Here is a 19,029-nt window from a genome sequence, read left to right on the forward strand (position 1 = left end):
CACTCTCGCTGGAAATCGGTCAGTGTGCTTAAGTCTTCAGGACGGGACAACGGTCAATTGTACGTATGTGGCGTCACGCGCCGCGGGTCAGCGGCGGCGAGCGGCCGCAGGTTACAGCAGCCCAAGCAGCAGGGTACGCACCCGTTCGGTGACGGCGTCCAGCGGCACTGACGCATCGACCACGTGGTAACGATCCGAAGCGCGGCGGGCCCGATCCAGATAGCACTGTCGGATGCGCTCGAAGAACGCCACTTCTTCCTGCTCAAACCGGTCCAGCTCCCCTCGCTTGGCGGCCCGGGCCATGCCGGTCTCAACCGGGGCGTCCAGCAGGATGACATGATCCGGTCGCACATCCTGCTGCACCAGAGTCTCCAGCAGTGCAATACGCGCTTCGGGCACTCCACGACCTGCCCCCTGGTAGGCGAAGGTGGCATCGGTAAAACGGTCGCACAGCACCCAGCGCCCCTGCGCCAGCGCCGGCAGAATGCGGTTGTGCAGGTGTTGGGCCCGGGCCGCGAACATCAACAGCAACTCGGTGGTTTCGTGGACCGATTCTGCCCGGGGCGTGAGCAACAACTCCCGGATCGCTTCGGCCATCGGCGTCCCCCCCGGTTCCCGGGTCAGCTCAACCTCAATGCCCTGCCCCTTCAAGGTTTCCGCGGCCCGTGAAATCTGGGTGGATTTCCCGACTCCCTCGGTTCCTTCAAAGGCGATGAACTGTCCGCGCTTGGTCATTACTGGGTTCCAGACTGCTGTGGCGAGGGCGACGAACGGTAGTCCGCCCGGCGATTCAACTGGTACTGCCGCACCGCGCGTTGATGCTCGGCGAGCGACGCAGAAAACTTGTGGGTGCCATCGCCGCGCGCCACGAAATACAACGAGCCGCCATTCTCCGGATGCAGGGCCGCATGGATGGCCTCTCGACCAGGCATGGCAATGGGCGTGGGAGGCAGCCCATCGATCCGATAGGTATTGTAGGGAGTGTAACGGCGCAGGTCGCGGCTGCGGATGCGGCCGTTGTAGTTGTCGCCCATGCCGTAGATGACCGTGGGATCGGTTTGCAGGCGCATGCCTTTTTGCAGCCGGCGAACAAACACCCCGGCAATTTGCCCCCGCTCACGGGGCACCCCGGTCTCGCGCTCGACGATCGACGCCATGATCAGGGCTTCATAGGGGCTGTCATAGGGGAGATCAGCTTCCCGCTGCTCCCATTCCTCGGCCAGTACCTCGTTCATTGTCTCGAAGGCACGCCTCAGCAAATCCAGGTCACTGTCCCGGCTGGAGAAGAGATAGGTATCCGGAAAAAACCGGCCTTCGGGGTGCTCGCCGGCAGCGCCCAGAGCCTCCATGATCTGCTCGTCGCTCCAATTGGTAGTGACGTGCTCCAGACGGTCACTGGCGGCAAGCGCCGCCCGCACTTCCTTGAAGGTCCAGCCCTCGATAAACTGCATACTCCAGCTCTTGGTATCCCCCTCCAGCATCGCCGACAGCATGTCGCTGGTGGTCATGCCGTCAGTGAATTCATACTCCCCGGCCTTGATCCGGGTCTGCGCCGGGAACAACCGGCCGTGAATCCGCAGCCACAGGCTGCGCTCAATCAGTCCCAGGCGCTCCAGCTTGCGGGCAATCTGGGAGAAAGCCGCGCCCTGAGGGACGTCGAACAGCACCGGCTCGTCCAGGGAAACGGGAGCGTCCAGGGTCTGCAGCCCCTGCCATAGCCAGAGGGCACTTCCGGACATGGCCAGGGCCACCGTGCAAACGAGGGCAATCAGGATGGATTTCAACAAGGGCATTACTTCAGGCTGGTCAGTGGATCGCAAATTGTCGCAAGGGAGTTGTCGATTGGCAAATGCTGACAACCAATCCTGCGAACCGGTACCACGCCCACCACGCTGTTCAGCAGAAACAGCCCCTGGAAGTCTGGCTGGCCCAGCAGGGACAGGGGCAAGCGTCGCTCTCGCACGGGCGTACCCTGGGCGTCCAGGCGTTCCGCCACATATTCCTGCATGACTCCCCACACCGCCACCGAGTTGGCAGGCGGAACGAACCAGCCAGACCGAAGGTGCAGCAACACATTGGTGCGTCCGCCTTCCAACAAGTTGCCGGCGGAGTCGGTCATCAACACTTCGTAGGCACCGGCAGGAAGCTCGCGACTGGCCAGGACCTGATCGAGCCGGTTCAGGGATTTCAGACCCGCCAGGGCGGGATTGGCCTCCAGGGTATGCCGGGCGACATGGGCCACCACCCCGCCGGGATCGGGCAGAGCCGGCATCCCGTGCCGGGAGATGATCAAATGGGGCGTGGCAGGGTCTGGAGGGACATAGCCACGGCCGCCACTGCCACGGGTCAGGATCAGTTTCAGTACCCAGTCACCATCCTGATCATAGCGGGCCAGGGCCCGGTTGAGCCAGTGCTCGAGCTCAACGGCAGAAAGCGGAATCCCCAGTCGTCGGGCGCCATCGCGCATTCGACGCAGGTGGCGGCCCAGCAGGACGGGCCGTCCCCGGTGCACCCGGATGGTTTCGAATAGCCCATCGCCATAGGCGAGACCCCGGTCACTTGCCGCCACCGGGGTCTGCTCGGCCCAGAAGACCTTCAGCACGTCGCTCAGTCTTCGTAGCGTCGGAAAATCAGGGTGCCGTTGGTGCCACCAAAGCCGAACGAGTTGGACAGGGCCACCCGCACGTCGGACTGCCGGCTTTCGTTGGCCACGAAATCCAGGTCACAGCCCTCATCGGGGTTGTCCAGGTTGATGGTCGGCGGCAGCACTCCGTCGCGGACCGCCAGCAGGGAGAAGATCGCCTCCACGGCGCCGGCCGCTCCCAACAGGTGGCCGGTCATCGATTTGGTACTGCTCATGGCCAGTTTATGGGCATGGTCGCCAAACACGTTCTTAACCGCATCCACTTCCGCAACATCGCCAATCTGGGTGGAAGTGCCATGGGCATTGATGTAATCCACATCCGAGGGCGCCAGCCCCGCATCACGGATGGCGTTCTGCATGGCCTTTTCGGCGCCCTTACCCGAGGGCGCGGTAATGTGGTGGGCATCGTCGCTCATGCCGAAGCCAATAACTTCGCCATATATCTGTGCACCACGGGCCTTGGCATGCTCCAGCTCTTCCAGTACCAGCACGCCGGCTCCATCACTGAGCACGAAGCCATCCCGCTCCTTGTCCCAGGGCCGGCTGGCCTTTTCCGGCTCGTCGTTGCGCGTAGACAGCGCGCGGGCCGCCGAGAAGGCGGCAATCCCGGTGCGGGTGGTCGCCATCTCCGAGCCACCGGCCAGCATCACATCGGCGTCACCGTAGGCAATGGTACGGGCGGCATACCCAATGTTGTGGGTGCCGGTGGTACAGGCCGTGGTAATGGCAATGTTTGGGCCCTGGTAGCCAAACTTGATGGCGACGTTGCCGGAAATCATATTGATGACCGAAGCGGGCACAAAGAACGGCGACACCTTGCGCGGTCCGTTCTCGGACAGCGCGATCACGTTCTTCTCGATAAACTCCAGGCCACCGATACCGGAACCAATGGCCACGCCCACCCGGTCAGGATCCAGGCTTTCGCAGGCATCCAGCCCGCTGTCTTCCACCGCCTGCTGGGAGGCGATCAACCCGTAATGGATGAAGGCATCCATCTTGCGGGCATCCTTCGGCGACAAAAAGGGCGAGATGTCCAGATCCTTGACCGCCCCGCCGATCTTGGTGTTGTAGTCTGTGGCATCGAACCGGTCGATCAGGCCAATTCCGCTGCGGCCCGCCTTGATACCATCCCATGATGTGGCCACATCATTCCCCAGTGGGGAAAGCATGCCCAGCCCCGTTATCACAACACGTCGTTCAGCCATAACAACCCTTCACCTAAGTCCTTTGTCTGATTCAAGCGACTTCGCGGCCATAAAAAAGCCGTCCCGTGGATCGTGCTCAGGACGGCTTCTGCTTGGCGTATAAATCGAGCTGAGTATCAGGTGTGCGCGACGATGTAGTCGATCGCGTCCTGAACACTGGCCAGCTTTTCCGCTTCCTCGTCAGGGATCTCAGTCTCGAACTCCTCTTCGAGCGCCATGACCAGCTCAACGGTGTCCAGTGAGTCAGCGCCAAGGTCCTCTACAAAAGAAGATGTGCTTTGAACCTCGGACTCTTTCACGCCCAGTTGTTCACAGACGATCTTCTTCACGCGCTCTTCAACTGTACTCATAATTTCCTCACTTTAGATTTCAACCAAGCAACACATTGGATTGCCAGTTTAGTTTAAAGCCTATCCGCAAACAAGCAGACAAACTGTCTAACATCTTGTGTAAAAAGGAGAATGCCTCCCCCTACCCAAGGGTTAACCCATGTACATGCCACCGTTGACGTGGATCGTTTCGCCGGTGACGTAACCGGCCGCCTCGGATGCCAGGAAGGCCACCACGGCAGCCACCTCCTCCGGCTCGCCCAGACGCCCGGCAGGTATGACTTCCATCATAGACTCGCGTTGCTTTTCGTCCAGTTTTCGCGTCATATCGGTGTCGATAAAGCCAGGAGCAACGCAGTTCGCGGTAATTCCCCGATTGGACATTTCCTTGGCCAGACTGCGGGTAAACCCTTCAACCCCGGCCTTGGCGGCACAGTAGTTGGCCTGCCCCGGGTTGCCCATGCCCGCCACAACGGAGCTGACGTTGATGATTCGGCCCCACCGCGCCTTGGTCATGCCCCGCAGGACCGCCTTGCTCAACCGGAAGACACTGGCCAGGTTGGTCTCGATAACGTCGGACCAGTCGTCGTCCTTGAGCCGCATCAGCAGGTTGTCCCGCGTGATCCCGGCGTTGTTCACCAGGATCACCGGCGCGCCCGCCTCATCCGTTACCTGCTTCAGCCCGGCCTCGATGCTCTCGGGGTCGGCAACGTTCATGACGATACCGAAGCCATCGTAGCCGGCGCTTTTCAGATTGTCCGTAATCGTTTCCGCACCCTCGGCACTGGTTGCCGTACCCACAACCCGGGCCCCCTGAGCCGCCAGCGCGTAAGCGATGGCTTTGCCAATTCCCCGGGTTGCACCGGTCACCAGTGCGGTTTTGCCTTCTAGAGACATGGATCGCTCCCTTGCTTTGAGTATGAATCCGGCCTGTCCGGCGCGATTACGCCTGGGCGAACGCCTTGATGGCGGCTTCGAGCCCTTCCGGGGCCTCAATGCCATGCACGGCGAGTCCGCGGTCAATACGTTTCACCAATCCGGCCAGCACCTTGCCGGCACCGCACTCGACCGCAACCGAAACGTCTTCAGCAACCAGGTTACGTACCGAATCGGTCCAGAGCACTGGCGAATACAGCTGGCGTACGAGGTTGGCCTTCAGGCTGTCGCGATCCTGGCCAGAGAGTGCGGAAACATTCTGCACTACGGGTATGACAGCATCATTAAAGTCGACCTCATCCAGCGCACTGGCAAGCTCTTCGGCCGCCCCTTTCATCAATGCGCAATGGGAGGGCACGCTGACGGGAAGCGGCATCGCCTTGCGGGCGCCCTTCTCCTTGCAGGCTTCGATCGCCCGGTCGACGGCGGCCGCGGCACCGGCAATCACCACCTGGCCCGGGGCGTTGAAATTCACCGCCGACACCACGTCGTTCCCGGCCACGGCTTCGCACGCCGCCACAACGTCGCTGTCCTCCAGCCCCAGGATGGCGGCCATACGTCCTTCTCCGGCCGGCACCGCATCCTGCATCAACTCACCCCGCAGGCGCACGAGCTTGACTGCATCCACAAAGTCCAGACTCTCTGCCGCCACCAGGGCACTGTACTCACCCAGACTGTGACCGGCCACGAAATCCGGCTTCGGCCCCTCGGCCACACACCATTGCCGCCACAGGGCCACACTGGCGGTCAACAGGGCCGGCTGGGTCACCATGGTTTGATTCAGCTCCTCGGCCGGGCCCTTCTGGCACAACTGCCAGAGATCGTAGCCGAGGACATTGGACGCCTCGGAAAAGGTCTGCTCGATGATCGGCCACTGCTCGGCCGCACCGCTCAGCATGCCGACAGATTGAGAACCCTGACCTGGAAAAATAAACGCTGTTTTCATAGTTGGAATCTTACCGTTAATGAGCATTTCAGGAGATTAGCCAATAGTACAAGGCAAGTATTACAACAACCATTGCGCACCTAAGGGACCACCTTGGACATTGGTCGCAGGCCCGGGTCAGATCATCAAATCATCCAGGCGGGAATTGATTCGGCTGGGCACTTCCATTTCCACTTCACGGGCAGCCTGGCGGATCGCGGACAGCATTGCCCGCTCATTGGCATTGCCATGGCTTTTGATCACCACACCCTGAAGCCCCAGCAAGCTGGCGCCGTTGTGGCGGGAGGGATCCATCAGGCGTAACAACCGGCCCAGTATAGGCCTGGCAAGCCATCCCACAAAACGCCCATAAAGGCTACGGGTGAACGCCTGCTCCAGCAACTCGATCAGTAACCCGGCCACCCCCTCCCCGGTCTTCAAGGCAATGTTACCGACAAAGCCATCACAAACGACCACGTCTGCCACATTGCGGAACAGATCGCTGCCCTCGACGTAACCAATGTAATTGACACTGTCACACTGGGCCAGGAGATGGGAGGCCAGACGCACCTGCTCGTTGCCTTTGATCTCCTCTTCCCCCACGTTCAACAGCGCCACGCGGGGCTCCGGTAGCTTGCTGATGGCAGACGCCATCAACGACCCCATGAGCGCGAACTGATAGAGGTTCTCAGCGCTGGCATCGACGTTGGCACCCAGGTCGAGAACATGGCACTGGCCACGGAGGGAGGGGATCAGCTTGGTAATGGCCGGACGTTCGATTCCGGGATACATGCGGATAATGGAGCGGCCAAAGGCCATCAGGGCACCGGTGTTGCCGGCGCTGACACAACCCTGGGCAACCCCGTCGCGAACCAGGCGCAGGGTGACGGCCATGGAAGAGTTCTGTTTGTGCCGTAACGCGTGGGAGGGGCGCTCGTTCATCCGCACGACATCGACGGCCTCTTCGATCCGGATTCTGGGGTGGCCCTCACGCAACAAGGCCTCAAGCTCGCTCCGGATTCCCACCAGAACAATGCTCAAGGCCTCGTTTTCGCGCACCGCATCTAGGGCGGCCGAAGCCGCTATAACCGGGCCCCGATCGCCACTCATGGCATCGACGGCAATGGTGACCGATTTCACCGCTGATCCGTCAGACACTGATGCAGTTTGAGACGCAACGATTACTCGTCGCGCGCTTCAACCACCTGCTTGCCACGGTAAAAGCCGTCGGCAGAAACGTGGTGACGACGATGAATCTCACCAGTTGTGGAATCGGTGGACAGAGTCGCGGTGCTCAGCGCATCGTGTGAACGGCGCATACCGCGCTTAGAGCGGGTTTTCCGGTTTTGCTGTACAGCCATGATTATGCTCCTGACCTTGTAAAACTAGCGTTCGTAAATAAAACAGCGTCCTGGCGCGCCAGCAAGACGGCGCCTGCGCCTGTGTCGTTAATGCTTTTTCGTCTTCAGCCCGGCCAGCACGCTGAACGGGTTCTCCCGCTCCTGATCCGCGGCTTCAGGCTCTGAATCACCCGCTTCCAGCTCCTGCAGTTGCTCCCGGGCCGGACACTCGCCTAACTCATGCAACGGGAACGGCGGCAGGACCAGCAACAGCTCATCCTCCACCATGGTCCACAGGTTTGCACTGAACTCATCCGTCAGGAACGGTTCCAGCTCCTTGGGCAACTGCTGGGCCTGCTCATCGCTGGTCACCAACCCCAGACTGAATTGCGATGTCAGCGTCACGTGCATGGGTGTCATACACCGCTGGCACTCAAGCTCGACTTCAGCTTCCAGCTGCCCCGACACAACACGACGACGCTCGTCGTCCATAGCGAACGCGAGCGAAACCTGACATTGCCCGCCTGCTGCCATCCCAGCCACGCAGTCAGAAAAACGGTCCAGGGCTTTGAGGGGAACCCCGCCTTCCAGAACGCTGCTCTGCTCCGCTAACTTGTAGGGATCGACGGTCTTGGGCAATTCGGCGTTTGACATAGGCGCGCAATTTTAGGGGGCAGACCCGCCGGTGTCAAAGACTTCGTCAACAAATCCGGGCCAGCATAGTGGTTTTCAACAAGGCCAGCACTCCTTCAACAATCACCGCCCAGGAGTACCAAGCACACAGGGCATAACATTGCCGATGCATAATCGCTAGTATAGCCCCTGCCGACTCCTTCACCAGAAACGGAACCAAGGACCTCTCATGCCAGCCACCCCCCTCGTACTCGCCTCATCCTCCCCCTACCGGCGCGAGCTGCTGTCCCGGCTCGGCATTCCGTTCGAGCATGCCAGCCCCGATATAGACGAATCGCCGCACCCCAACGAAAGCGCCCAACGACTCACGGTGCGACTGGCGGCGGAAAAGGCCCGGGCGCTGGCTTCCCAATTCCCCAACCACTGGATCATCGGGTCCGACCAGGTAGCCACCCTGGCCGATGGCAGCATCCTGACCAAGCCAGGAACCCACGAACTCGCCAGCGATCAACTGGCTCGCTGCAGCGGGCAAACCGTTCGCTTCATGACTGGCCTGGCGCTGCTGGATTCCACCGACGGCCAGTTGGCCACCCTCTGTGAGCCCTTCGAAGTACAGTTTCGAACGTTAAGCGACGGGGACATCGAGCACTACCTGCGCACCGATACCCCCTACGACTGCGCCGGCAGTTTCCGTATGGAGGGGCTAGGCATCGCCCTGTTCTCAGGACTGGCGGGCCGGGACCCCAACAGCCTGATCGGCCTGCCCCTGATTGGCTTGTGCGAACTCCTGCGGGCGTGGGGATTGGACCCGCTGGAGGCGGCTTACCGCAACTCCAACCGGGACTGAACCAACTGGTCGGCAAAGCCGGCGCCGAGTGAGACACCAAAACGCCGGATCAGCTCGTCCAGCTTGGAACCTCCCAGGGTGTAATCCACCAGCTTCTCATGGCCGACCACCTCGCGGGCGACGTAAGACGCGCTGCCCAACCCATCGATCAGCCCCAGGTCCAGCGCCTGCTCCCCGGTCCAGATCAGCCCGCTGAACAGCCCGTCGCCTTCAGCGAGCCGATCGCCACGCCCCGCCTTCACCTGCTCGATGAATTGACGATGGGTGGTCTCGAGCACCTGCTCCCAGAACTCAACCTCGTCCTCTTTCTCCGGCGAAAAGGGATCCAGGAACGCCTTGTTCTCGCCAGCGGTGTACAGACGCCGCTCGACACCAAGCTTCTCCATCAGACCGGTGAAGCCGAAGCCACCTCCGACCACGCCAATGGAGCCGACCAGGCTGGCCTTGTCGGCATAGATCTCATCCGCCGCCGCTGCGATGTAATAGGCGCCGGAAGCCCCGATGTCCGAGATCACGGCATACACCTTCTTGTCCGGATATTCACCCCGGAGACGTTTGATTTCGTCGTAGACATAGCCGGCCTGCACCGGACTGCCGCCAGGACTGTTGATTCTGAGCAGCACCGCCTTGGCGGACTTCTCCTCGAAGGCTTCCCGCAAGGCCCCCACCATGTTGTCGGCGCTGGCAATCTCATTCGCCGCAATGGCCCCGTTTATCTCGATCAACGCGGTATGCTCACCGAGAGAAGGTTTTACGCCGTTGCTGATTGGAAACATAAAGGCGAAAAGCAGGATAAACAGATAAGCAAAGCCCAGCAGCTTGAAGAATATACCCCACCGGCGACTCCTCCGTTGCTCCGATTGCAGCGACATCACCAGCTTTTCAATCAGCTTCCAGTCCCGGCCCTGGTCATCGCCCTGCTGGTTGACTGCTCGTTTCGTCACTGGCGCACCCCATTCCGGCTTCTCGTCATTGTCCCATTCAGACATGTCCGCGTCCCGCTATTGCTCGATTTCCTTCCTGCAGACCCGGGAGACCTTACAGCCCCAGGACCTCCCTGAGCCCCGCCACGGTGTCCACCACCGCACAGGGATCGTATTCACCCAACACCACCCGGTCGTGCACCCCCCACTCGACCCCGATGGACGGCATGCCAATACGTCGCGCCATCTCAAGGTCATAACGGGTGTCGCCAATCATGACCGCGTCGCCAGCGTCGATGCCATAAAAATCCAGGATCTCCACCAGCATGGCCGGATCGGGCTTGGACCGGGTCTCATCGGCACAACGGGTCAGGTCAAAGTGCTCGCCCAGCCCACTGCTTTGCAAGGCCGCGTCGAGGCCTCGCCGGCTCTTGCCGGTGGCCACGGCACAACCACGCCCGGCGGCCTTGAGGTCAACCAACACCTCGGTCATGCCTGCAAAGACATTCTGGGGAGTGGTCGTCTTGGCGAAGAAATAGCGCCCGTAATTGTCGCGAATGCGCCGCATCTCTTCCCGCGTGATCCCCGGGTACAGGGTTTCCAGCGCCTCGACGATGCCCAACCCGATGATATCCCGATACGCCTCCCGCTCAAGCGCCGGGAACCCCAGATCGGTGGCCGCCAGGTGCAGGCTCTGCGCAATGTGTTCGACGGAATCCACCAGGGTGCCGTCCCAATCGAAAATGGCCACTTTGTGCTGTATCACAGACTGCTCAACTCGAAATCAGTGAATGACTATTATGCCGTACCGCGATCCGCCCGGACCGGACGCACCGCCAACTTTTGCAAGACCGCCTCAAATGGCTGATCGTACGGCGCCTCCAGGCACATCGCCTCACCCGACCCCGGCAAGGCAAACTCCAGCCCGCGCGCATGCAGCATCAGACGCCGACCGCCCTCGGCCCGAAACGCTTTCAGGCTGACATCGTCCATGTACTTGTCATCGCCCGCGATGGGATGGCCCGCGTAGGCACTGTGAACCCGAATCTGGTGGGTGCGGCCGGTAACCGGGGAGGCCTGCACCAGACTGTAACCGGCATATACGGTGAGAACCCGGTAAGTAGTCAACGACTCCTTGCCGGATTCATCCACCTTCACCCGGCGCTCGCCGTTGCTCAGTTCGTAGCGCAACAAAGGCGCCGCCACCCGGGCCAGATCTGACGGCCACCGCCCCGCCACCAGCGCATGGTAATGCTTGCGAATCCGCTTGTGCCGCAGCTCATCCTGCAGATAGCGCAGCGCCGATCGTTTCTTCGCCACCATGATCAGTCCGGATGTATCCCGATCGAGCCGGTGAACCAGCTCCAGGAACCTAGCCTGGGGCCGCGCTGCCCGCAATACCTCGATCAGCCCAAAATCAAGCCCGCTGCCCCCATGGACCGCGATACCGGCGGGTTTGTTGACCACCAGCATGTCATCATTCTCGAAGACGATGGCATTCTCCATCACCTCCTGAACCCGGGTACCCGGCACCACGGGCGCCTCTTTTACGCGCTGGCTGACCGGCGGTATCCGCACCTGGTCGCCGGACTTGAGCCGGGTGTCAGGTTTTACCCGCCCCTTGTTGACCCGTACCTCCCCCTTGCGAACAATGCGGTAAACCACACTCTTGGGCACGCCCTTGAGCTGTGTGAGAAGAAAGTTATCCACCCGCTGGCCGTGATTGTCTTCATCGACGGTGACCCAACGCACCGAACCGCGCTGGCCGGACGGGCCGGCAGCCGAAGGATGGGAACGACGACCCGCTCGCGACGGGGCGCGGGTCTTGTTGCTGGAGCCTCGGGACATATCACCTTGTCGCGCCGCTGGCGCTGATTGATTCGGGAGGTGACGGACCATCACACTGCGGGATTGATGGGTCCGATGATTACTGTTATATTCCGGCGTGCTCTACCGTTTGTCTACGGCACGGCCACTATGCCAATTGCCGGAGCGGCAGAAGTATACCGACACTATCAGGCAGTTTGAACGCCGATTAGAAAGATTAAGCGCCTGCAGGCCGATGACAAGTGGCCGCAACGCGCAAAATGCTTCCGCAGAGTGCCCTGAGTTCCCGGCGATCCGGAGACGACATCACCGCGGAAGGAAGCTGATAACCGCACGGAAAACCGGCGGGCGACATCGCGAAGAATTAGCAACACGCAGGACCGGGCCGTCCAGTTAACGAATATGACGTGAGACCCAGGCTCCAGCGTGAAAAATGAAGACGAACACCATGCGTCAACAGACATCAGCACGACAGGACAATTCTGCGGCCTCAGGCCCGCAAATGGTCGACTGCCGTCGTTTCAGTAACACGGAGAGACCCTCCGTAACCATCTGATTTGTCTGGCCGCCTAAAGTAGTTGATGCGGCACGCCAGTTCTGCTTCGCAGATGCCACCCTCCCCGGTTTTCTGTCCCAACAACGACAGGAACCAATTCTTTCCATGAAAAGAATGCTAATCAATGCAACTCACCCTGAGGAGTTGCGGGTCGCCCTGGTCGATGGCCAGCGGCTGTTCGACCTGGATATCGAATCGAGCACACGGGAACAGAAAAAAGCAAACATCTACAAGGGACGCATCACCCGCGTTGAGCCCAGCCTGGAAGCGGCCTTTGTAGACTTTGGCGCCGAACGCCATGGCTTCCTCCCGCTGAAAGAAATCTCCAAAGAATACTTCAAGAAATCGCCCGGCGAGATCGAGGGCAAGATCAACATCAAGGATGTGGTTTCCGAGGGCCAGGAAGTCATTGTCCAGGTGGACAAGGAAGAACGTGGAAACAAGGGCGCAGCCCTGACCACCTTCATCTCGCTGGCCGGACGCTATCTGGTCCTGATGCCCAACAATTCCCGTGCCGGGGGCATCTCCCGCCGCATCGAGGGAGAAGAACGGGCGCAACTCAAGGAGGCCATGTCCGGCGTCCAGGTGCCCAAGTCCATGGGCATCATCGTCCGTACCGCCGGTATTGGTCGCACCACCGAAGAGTTGCAATGGGACCTGGACTACCTGGTGCAGTTCTGGGAAGCCATTACCCAGGCCGCCAGTGAGCGCAAGGCGCCCTTCCTGATCCACCAGGAAAGCAACGTGATTATCCGTGCGGTGCGCGATTACCTGCGCCAGGACATCGGCGAAGTGCTGATCGATTCCGCCGTGGTCCACGAAGACGTCCTCAATTTCGTTCGCGCGGTCATGCCGACGTTCGAGAACAAGATCAAGCTGTACCAAGACGAGATTCCGCTGTTCAGCCGGTACCAGATCGAAGTTCAGATCGAGACCGCGTTCCAGCGCGAAGTGAAGCTTCCCTCCGGTGGTTCCATCGTCATCGACCCGACCGAGGCGCTGGTTTCCATCGACATCAACTCCTCCCGCGCCACCAAGGGCCAGGACATCGAGGAAACCGCCCTGCAGACCAACCTGGAAGCGGCCGAGGAAATCGCCCGTCAACTCCGACTGCGGGACATGGGCGGCCTGATTGTGATCGATTTCATCGACATGACGCCGGCCAAGCATCAGCGCGAAGTGGAGAACAAGGTCCGGGAAGCACTGGAACTGGATCGTGCCCGGGTGCAGGTCGGCAAGATCTCCCGTTTTGGGCTGCTGGAAATGTCCCGGCAGCGACTACGCCCATCCCTCGGCGAAACCCGCAGCGAAGTCTGCCCACGCTGTAATGGCCAGGGCACCATCCGGGGCATCGAGTCCCTGGCCCTGAGCATCATGCGGCTGATCTACGAAGAGTCCTCCAAGGAGAAAACCGGTGAGGTTCGTGCCGTCGTGCCTGTGGTGGTCGCCACCTTCCTGCTGAATGAGAAGCGCAAGCAGCTGGCCGACATCGAGGCGCGCCAGGGCGTCAGCATCGTGGTGGTACCGTCCCCCCACCATGAAACGCCCAACTTTGAAATCATTCGCGTCCGTGATGACGAAACCGGACCGGAACGGGTCTCCAGCTACCAGATCGCCCTGGAGTACGCCGAACGCGAAGAGGAAGCAACCGAGGTAATCGCAGCACGGGAGCAGCCGGCGCGCCAGGAAGCCGCCGTCAAGGGCATCCGTCCCGCGGCACCGGCGCCCTCCCCGGCTGAGCAGAAACCCGCTCCCGCTGAGGACACCCAGGAGGAGGGCCTATTCCGCCGACTGGGCCGGAAAATTGCCGAGTTCTTCCGCGGCGAGCCGGCTCGCGAGGAGACCGGCAAGCGCGGCGACAGCCGACAGGCAGACCGTCGCAACCAGGGGCGCCAGGACCGGCGCAAGTCCCGGGTAGCCAAGGCGGATGACCGTCCGGAGAAGCGCAGCGGTCAAGAACGTCGCAAGCAACAGCCCCAAGGGCGTGGTGAGGACAATCGCGCCCGCGGACGCGGCGGTAAAGAGGGTGGCAAAGGCGGTCGCCAGCAAGACGGCGGTCGCGGTCGTGGCAAGGGCCAGGGCCAGCAGGCCGACAGCCGTCGCGACAGCGACGAGCAGCGCAAGCCGTCCGGTGGTCGCGGTCAGGACCGCAAGGCCCAGGGCGGTGGCCGTGACAAGCAGGAGGCTCGCGGTCAGAGTGCCGGCGACAAGCCCCGCAAGCCACGTCGTCAGCGTAACCGCGATGGCTCCCCGGTCGAGAAACCGGCAAGCTCTCCGGCGGAACGCAAGGCAGAGCGCCTGGAGAAACATCAGAAGGACACCCAGCCGGAAAAAGCCCCGGAAACAGCAGCCAAGGCCGATGACACCAGCGCCAAACCGGGCAAACCCAAGGCGGTAGCCTCCGAAGCCAAGCCGGAAAAACCGCAAGCCTCTGCCGCTAACGGTCAGGACAAGGCAAAAGCGGAAGGCCAGGAAGAAGCCAAGGGCAAGCGGGAGGTTGCGCCAAAGGACAGCGGCGAAACCAGCAAGGCCAAGCCCGAACCTGTCCAGAGTGAAAAGCCCGCCGATAAGGCGAAGCCGGCCGCTCAGGACAAGGCCGACAAGGAAAAAGCTGCGGTCAAACCCAAGGCGCCGGCCTCCAGGGCGAAGACCGCAGAAGAAAAGCCGGACACCAAGCCCGAAACCAAAGGCGAATCCGAGCGCGGCGGCAAGGACAAGCAGGCGTCCGCAAAACCCGCTCCCGCGGCTACCAAGCCGGCGAAGGCGGAGCCGGCACCGGCGGCAGAGAGCAAGCCTGCCGAAGCAGGGGCGGAGCAGGCCGCGAAAGCGGCGGAGCAGGCCGCGAAAGCGGCCAAGCCGACCACGGACCGCGCCCCGGCGGAGGCCAAGCCGGTCGCTACCGAAGCGAAGCCCTCCAAAGCGGCTAACGAATCGGTAGCAAAAACCGAGGAGCAGCCCGAGAAGAAAGCGCCCGAGGCCAAGAAACCGGAGCAGGCTGCCAAGCCGGCCAGCAACGATGCCGCCCCGGTTAAACCCGCCGAGGCAGCCAAGCACGAGGCCAAAGGCGAGGCTAAAGACGAAGCCCAGCCCCAAACGGCTCAGGCGGAAGCCAAAGCGGAACCCAAACCGGCAGAACCACCCGTGACGCCGGGACGCGCCTACAACGACCCCCGGGAAGTTCGTAAGCGCCAGCGGGCCGCGGAAGCCGCCAAAAAGGCTGAGGGGAACTGATCCATGCTGAGCAATGCAGACATCGAAGCCGTAGAAGACATCCTGTTTGCCGAACCCTGGGGGGATGAGGCCCTGGACTTCTTCGGCCTGCATGGCGTGGTCTGTGCCAGCGTTGTTGGCCCGGTCGCCTTACAGGCGGCCGAGGTTTTCCGACTGGCAACTGGGGTGGACCAGCTCCCCGCGGAAGGCGTTCCGGAGGTGTTCACCAAGGCCGTCAATCAATTGGCGGAAAGCATGCGCAGCGCGCTCGACATGGGTCAGCCCCTGGAACTGCCGGAGCCGGAGGACGGCGACCCCATGAACGCACTGGAGAACTGGTGTGCCGGGTTCGTCGATACGTTCCTGGAAAACGAGGAGCAGTGGCTGGAGGTGCATGAGGAAGACACCGCCAACCTGCTGGTGCCGATGATGACCCTGTCGGGCCTGTTCGACGACGAGGACTTTCGCAAGGCCCGGGAAAGCGAGAAGCTGAGCAAGCAGATGGCGGATGCCATCCCCGACTCGCTGACCGACCTCTACCTGCAGTTCCACGCACCGGCCTAGGCCGGTGCCGACTGCTCCGTCAACAGCCGTTGACGGAAGTGCTGCCAGACGGGATCCAACCCCTCTGGCAGCTTATCCATCCGCCCCAATTCACACCACGACGCGCCCGGGAAATGGAAATCACTGCCCTGGGACGCCCACATCCCTTCCCGCCGACAGAGCTCGGCCAGAAACCCCAAATCGCCGGATTGCTGGCCTGAGGTGGACACCTCGATGGCACGCCCCCCCGCCTGTTTGAAATCACCCACCAGGCCTCTCAACTTGGTGGCGGTCATTTTGTACTTGCGCGGGTGAGCCAGCACGGCAACGCCACCGGCCTCGACTATCCAGCGCACCACCGTCGCCAGTTCGGGCCAGAAGGCCTTCACATCTCCAGGCTTTCCCGCTCCGAGGTGACGGTTGAAGGCCTGATTCATGTCGCTGACCACCCCCTGATCAATCAGGGCACGGGCAAAATGAGGGCGCCCGGGGACATCACCACCGGCCTTTGCCGTCGCTAACGACAGCAGCGGCTCCGGATCCTTGCGTGCGAGCCGTTCGGCAATCTTGCGGGCGCGTCGCCAACGGTTTTCATGCTGTTCGGCGAGCACCTCAAGAAACCGGCTGCTGCGGTGGTCGAAGTCCAGGCCAACCACATGAATGGTTTGACGGTTCCAGACGCAGGACAGCTCCACACCGTTGATCAGCGTCAGCCCCTCCATCTGGGCATACTGTCGCGCCTCGGCCAGGCCATCAATGGTGTCATGGTCGGTCAGGGCAAGGTGACTCACGCCCATCTCGCCGGCCCGCTGGACCAGCTCCCGGGGACTGAGTGTGCCATCGGACGCGGTGCTGTGGCAGTGGAGATCAATGCAGAAGGACGATCCTTGGGGTATAGTCACGGCTACTCATGGTTACAAAGGGCTAGGACCTACAGTCTACCAGCCACGTCCGACACTGTATGCGCCTGGTCAGAATTTTCGTTTCAGGGAGAGACCCATGTACTACGCCATCATCACTGAAGATGTGGAGAACAGCCTGCCATTGCGGAAGACCGCCCGCCCCGCCCACCTGGAACGACTGGAGGCCCTGCGGGATGAAGGACGACTGCTGGTGGCCGGCCCCCATCCGGCCCTGGACACCCCCGACCCTGGTGAGGCGGGCTTTACCGGCAGCCTGGTGATCGCTGAGTTCGATTCTCTGGCAGCCGCCAGCGAATGGGCGGACGCCGATCCCTATGTGGCAGCAGGCGTCTATCGGGCGGTCACCGTCAAACCGTTCAAACCGGTATTGCCGTAGTGTCAGCCACTTGCATGAGCGTTTTGTAATACCGCTTACCTTGAATGAAGGTATAGCTATGACAGAATTACCGCTTTAACCAGTAACTCAGGAAACGACCCACGTGACTGCAATGCGCCTGATCGTCTGCACACTTTGTTTGATTGCCTTTGGGGCCAGTGCCCAGGCAAAGACCATGTATATCGATGACACCCTGCAAATCAACGTCCGTAGCGGCGAAGGCACCCAATACCGGATCCTTCGCAGTGGCCTGGAAAGTGGCACTCGGGTGGAGCTACTGGAAACCAGCGATTCCGGCTACAGCCGCATCCGCACCCCGGACGGCGTCGAGGGCTGGGTCATAACCCGTTACCTGACCGATACCCCCATCGCCCGGGACCGGTTGGCACGGGCCAACCGGGAACTGGAGCAGGCCCGCACGGAGCTGGCCCAGGTGCGCGAAGAGCTGGCCGAGCTTCGCAAGGAGCGCGACACCCTGGCGTCGTCGGAAAGCACCCTGGAGTCGAGAACCCAGGCCCTCAGCGAAGAACTGGCAAACCTCAAGTCCATTTCGGCCAACGCCCTGAGTATCAACAAGCGTAACAGCGAACTGCAGGAGGAGAACCAGCGCCTGCGCAACGATGTAGAGGTGTTGACCGCGGAAAAGGAACGCCTCGAGGCCAAGAGCGAATCCGACTTTATGCTGCTGGGCGCCGGATTGGTGCTGCTGGGCATCTTACTGGCCCTGATCATCCCCTTGCTGAAGCCGGCCAAGAAGACCGACAACTGGGCCTAACCGGCCCAACCGAAGCCCGATCAGATCGTCCCACCCTCTCATCACCGACGAGGGCGCCGCAACAACCGAAAGCCTGGCAAACCACATGGCTTTCGGTTTTTTTATGCCAACGCGTTCTTTGACGGGAATCCTTGATCACCTTATAAATAAGAAAACAACAATCATGAGGGTGGTGTGATGTCGATGACCTTGAAGGACTACTCCGAGAAACGCGACTACTATCGGATGCAGGTAAACTCCGAGATCAAGATTACTGACGAGTTTGGCCGGACGACCAAGGCCGTTTGCCGGGACTTAAGCGGTACCGGAATGCAGCTCCAGGTGGATGACCCGATCGAGGAAGGCGCCGAGGTACATACCCTGCTGCCCTCCCACAGCGACCAGTTCCCCCCCTTTGAGACCATCAGCCAGGTCGTACGCTGTACACCGGACGGCAACGGCTATTTGCTCGGACTGTCGATCGTCCAGGTAAAACGGTAAAAAAAAGAGCAGCCAAGGGCTGCTCTTTTGTCGGACCGGGAGCCGGTCTTGCCGAACGGCCTTAATCGATGGCCAGGGCCTTCTCGGAGACCACTATGCCGTTGTTGTCGGCATAGACGTACTGGCCCGGCTTGAAGGTCACGCCACCAAAGGTAACCGGCACATTGAGGTCACCGATACCACGCTTTTCGGTCTTGCGCGGATGGGTTCCCAGGGCCTGGACCCCCAGCTTGGTCTGGCCGATAACGTCCACGTCGCGAATACAACCATAGATGATCAGGCCGGCCCAGCCATTGCTGGCCGCCTTTTCCGCCAGCATATCTCCCAGCAGGGCGTTACGCTTGGAACCGCCGCCATCCACCACCATGACGCGACCGTTGCCCGGCAGGCCAACCTGCTCCTTGACCACGGAGTTGTCTTCAAAGCACTTGACGGTGACAACCTCACCCCCAAACGCGTCAACACCGCCAAAATTGCGGAAACCGGGCTCTACCACCTGGACTTCCGGGTACTCGTCGCACAGATCAGGCGTTACGATAGGCACTCTTGATCTCTCC

The 19,029-nt window shown here is 61.2% G+C and carries 21 protein-coding genes; 6 read left to right on the plus strand and 15 right to left on the minus strand.

What is annotated here, in order from left to right:
- Positions 1-111 precede the first annotated feature (111 nt).
- From tmk to R3175_RS13830, 10 genes are all read right to left on the minus strand, one after another.
- On the minus strand, positions 112-735 hold the full coding sequence (tmk, locus tag R3175_RS13785; protein ID WP_318944899.1) for a dTMP kinase: 624 nt from the start codon (positions 733-735) through the stop codon (positions 112-114).
- Complete coding sequence (gene mltG, locus R3175_RS13790) at positions 735-1,787, minus strand: endolytic transglycosylase MltG (RefSeq protein ID WP_413231773.1); 1,053 nt, start codon at positions 1,785-1,787, stop codon at positions 735-737. The genes tmk and mltG overlap by 1 nt, the downstream gene beginning before the upstream one ends.
- A 5-nt stretch (positions 1,788-1,792) precedes the next feature.
- Positions 1,793-2,602 carry an aminodeoxychorismate lyase gene (pabC, locus tag R3175_RS13795; protein ID WP_318944901.1) on the minus strand — a complete coding sequence of 270 codons (810 nt, stop codon included), beginning with the start codon at positions 2,600-2,602 and terminating at the stop codon, positions 1,793-1,795.
- 5 nt (positions 2,603-2,607) lie between these two features.
- Positions 2,608-3,849 (minus strand): beta-ketoacyl-ACP synthase II, encoded by a 1,242-nt coding sequence (fabF, locus tag R3175_RS13800; RefSeq protein ID WP_318944902.1) that lies wholly within the window; start codon positions 3,847-3,849, stop codon positions 2,608-2,610.
- Between the two features lie 116 nt (positions 3,850-3,965).
- Positions 3,966-4,199, minus strand: coding sequence for an acyl carrier protein (gene acpP, locus R3175_RS13805; protein ID WP_092021478.1), 234 nt, complete (start codon positions 4,197-4,199; stop codon positions 3,966-3,968).
- A 132-nt stretch (positions 4,200-4,331) separates the two neighbouring features.
- Positions 4,332-5,075, minus strand: coding sequence for a 3-oxoacyl-ACP reductase FabG (gene fabG / locus R3175_RS13810; RefSeq protein ID WP_318944903.1), 744 nt, complete (start codon positions 5,073-5,075; stop codon positions 4,332-4,334).
- Between the two features lie 46 nt (positions 5,076-5,121).
- Complete coding sequence (gene fabD, locus R3175_RS13815) at positions 5,122-6,060, minus strand: ACP S-malonyltransferase (RefSeq protein ID WP_318944904.1); 939 nt, start codon at positions 6,058-6,060, stop codon at positions 5,122-5,124.
- A gap of 117 nt (positions 6,061-6,177) precedes the next feature.
- Entirely contained in the window at positions 6,178-7,179 is a 1,002-nt protein-coding gene (plsX, locus tag R3175_RS13820) for a phosphate acyltransferase PlsX (RefSeq protein ID WP_318944905.1), read from the minus strand.
- Positions 7,180-7,220: 41 nt separating this feature from the next.
- The gene (gene rpmF / locus R3175_RS13825) at positions 7,221-7,400 is read right to left on the minus strand and encodes a 50S ribosomal protein L32 (RefSeq protein WP_318944906.1); all 180 of its coding nucleotides are present in this window, start codon (positions 7,398-7,400) and stop codon (positions 7,221-7,223) included.
- Between the two features lie 87 nt (positions 7,401-7,487).
- On the minus strand, positions 7,488-8,033 hold the full coding sequence (locus tag R3175_RS13830) for a YceD family protein (protein WP_318944907.1): 546 nt from the start codon (positions 8,031-8,033) through the stop codon (positions 7,488-7,490).
- A 208-nt stretch (positions 8,034-8,241) separates the two neighbouring features.
- Between R3175_RS13830 and R3175_RS13835 the strand changes: the two genes are divergently transcribed.
- The gene (locus R3175_RS13835; RefSeq protein WP_318944908.1) at positions 8,242-8,859 is read left to right on the plus strand and encodes a nucleoside triphosphate pyrophosphatase; all 618 of its coding nucleotides are present in this window, start codon (positions 8,242-8,244) and stop codon (positions 8,857-8,859) included.
- Here the strand turns inward: R3175_RS13835 and R3175_RS13840 are convergent.
- From R3175_RS13840 to rluC, 3 genes are read right to left on the minus strand one after another with little or no spacing between them, the layout of a single operon-like run.
- Entirely contained in the window at positions 8,835-9,848 is a 1,014-nt protein-coding gene (locus R3175_RS13840) for a S49 family peptidase (protein ID WP_318944909.1), read from the minus strand. The two genes, R3175_RS13835 and R3175_RS13840, sit on opposite strands and share 25 nt — an antisense overlap.
- 49 nt (positions 9,849-9,897) lie before the next feature.
- Entirely contained in the window at positions 9,898-10,545 is a 648-nt protein-coding gene (locus R3175_RS13845) for an HAD-IA family hydrolase (RefSeq protein ID WP_318944949.1), read from the minus strand.
- Between the two features lie 35 nt (positions 10,546-10,580).
- Positions 10,581-11,630, minus strand: a complete 1,050-nt coding sequence (gene rluC, locus R3175_RS13850; protein ID WP_318944910.1) for a 23S rRNA pseudouridine(955/2504/2580) synthase RluC — start codon at positions 11,628-11,630, stop codon at positions 10,581-10,583.
- A 640-nt stretch (positions 11,631-12,270) separates the two neighbouring features.
- Here rluC and rne point away from each other — a divergent pair.
- Entirely contained in the window at positions 12,271-15,396 is a 3,126-nt protein-coding gene (gene rne, locus R3175_RS13855; protein ID WP_318944911.1) for a ribonuclease E, read from the plus strand.
- 3 nt (positions 15,397-15,399) lie between these two features.
- Complete coding sequence (locus R3175_RS13860; RefSeq protein ID WP_318944912.1) at positions 15,400-15,939, plus strand: YecA family protein; 540 nt, start codon at positions 15,400-15,402, stop codon at positions 15,937-15,939.
- On the opposite strand, the gene R3175_RS13865 is transcribed toward R3175_RS13860, so the two are convergent.
- Positions 15,936-16,820 carry a PHP domain-containing protein gene (locus R3175_RS13865; protein ID WP_318944913.1) on the minus strand — a complete coding sequence of 295 codons (885 nt, stop codon included), beginning with the start codon at positions 16,818-16,820 and terminating at the stop codon, positions 15,936-15,938. The two genes, R3175_RS13860 and R3175_RS13865, sit on opposite strands and share 4 nt — an antisense overlap.
- A 97-nt stretch (positions 16,821-16,917) precedes the next feature.
- Here R3175_RS13865 and R3175_RS13870 point away from each other — a divergent pair, with 97 nt between their 5' ends.
- From R3175_RS13870 to R3175_RS13880, 3 genes are all read left to right on the plus strand, one after another.
- Positions 16,918-17,217 (plus strand): YciI family protein, encoded by a 300-nt coding sequence (locus R3175_RS13870; RefSeq protein WP_318944914.1) that lies wholly within the window; start codon positions 16,918-16,920, stop codon positions 17,215-17,217.
- Between the two features lie 112 nt (positions 17,218-17,329).
- A complete protein-coding gene (locus tag R3175_RS13875; RefSeq protein WP_318944950.1) occupies positions 17,330-17,992 on the plus strand; it encodes a TIGR04211 family SH3 domain-containing protein in 663 nt (220 codons plus the stop codon).
- 177 nt (positions 17,993-18,169) lie between these two features.
- Positions 18,170-18,472: a PilZ domain-containing protein gene (locus R3175_RS13880; RefSeq protein WP_318944915.1), complete on the plus strand. Its 303-nt coding sequence runs from the start codon at positions 18,170-18,172 to the stop codon at positions 18,470-18,472.
- Positions 18,473-18,533: 61 nt separating this feature from the next.
- Here the strand turns inward: R3175_RS13880 and rraA are convergent, their stop codons facing one another.
- Positions 18,534-19,016, minus strand: coding sequence for a ribonuclease E activity regulator RraA (gene rraA / locus R3175_RS13885; protein WP_318944916.1), 483 nt, complete (start codon positions 19,014-19,016; stop codon positions 18,534-18,536).
- Positions 19,017-19,029 lie beyond the last annotated feature (13 nt).

Origin of the sequence: Marinobacter sp., assembly GCF_033722735.1 — a bacterium.
Lineage (GTDB): Bacteria > Pseudomonadota > Gammaproteobacteria > Pseudomonadales > Oleiphilaceae > Marinobacter.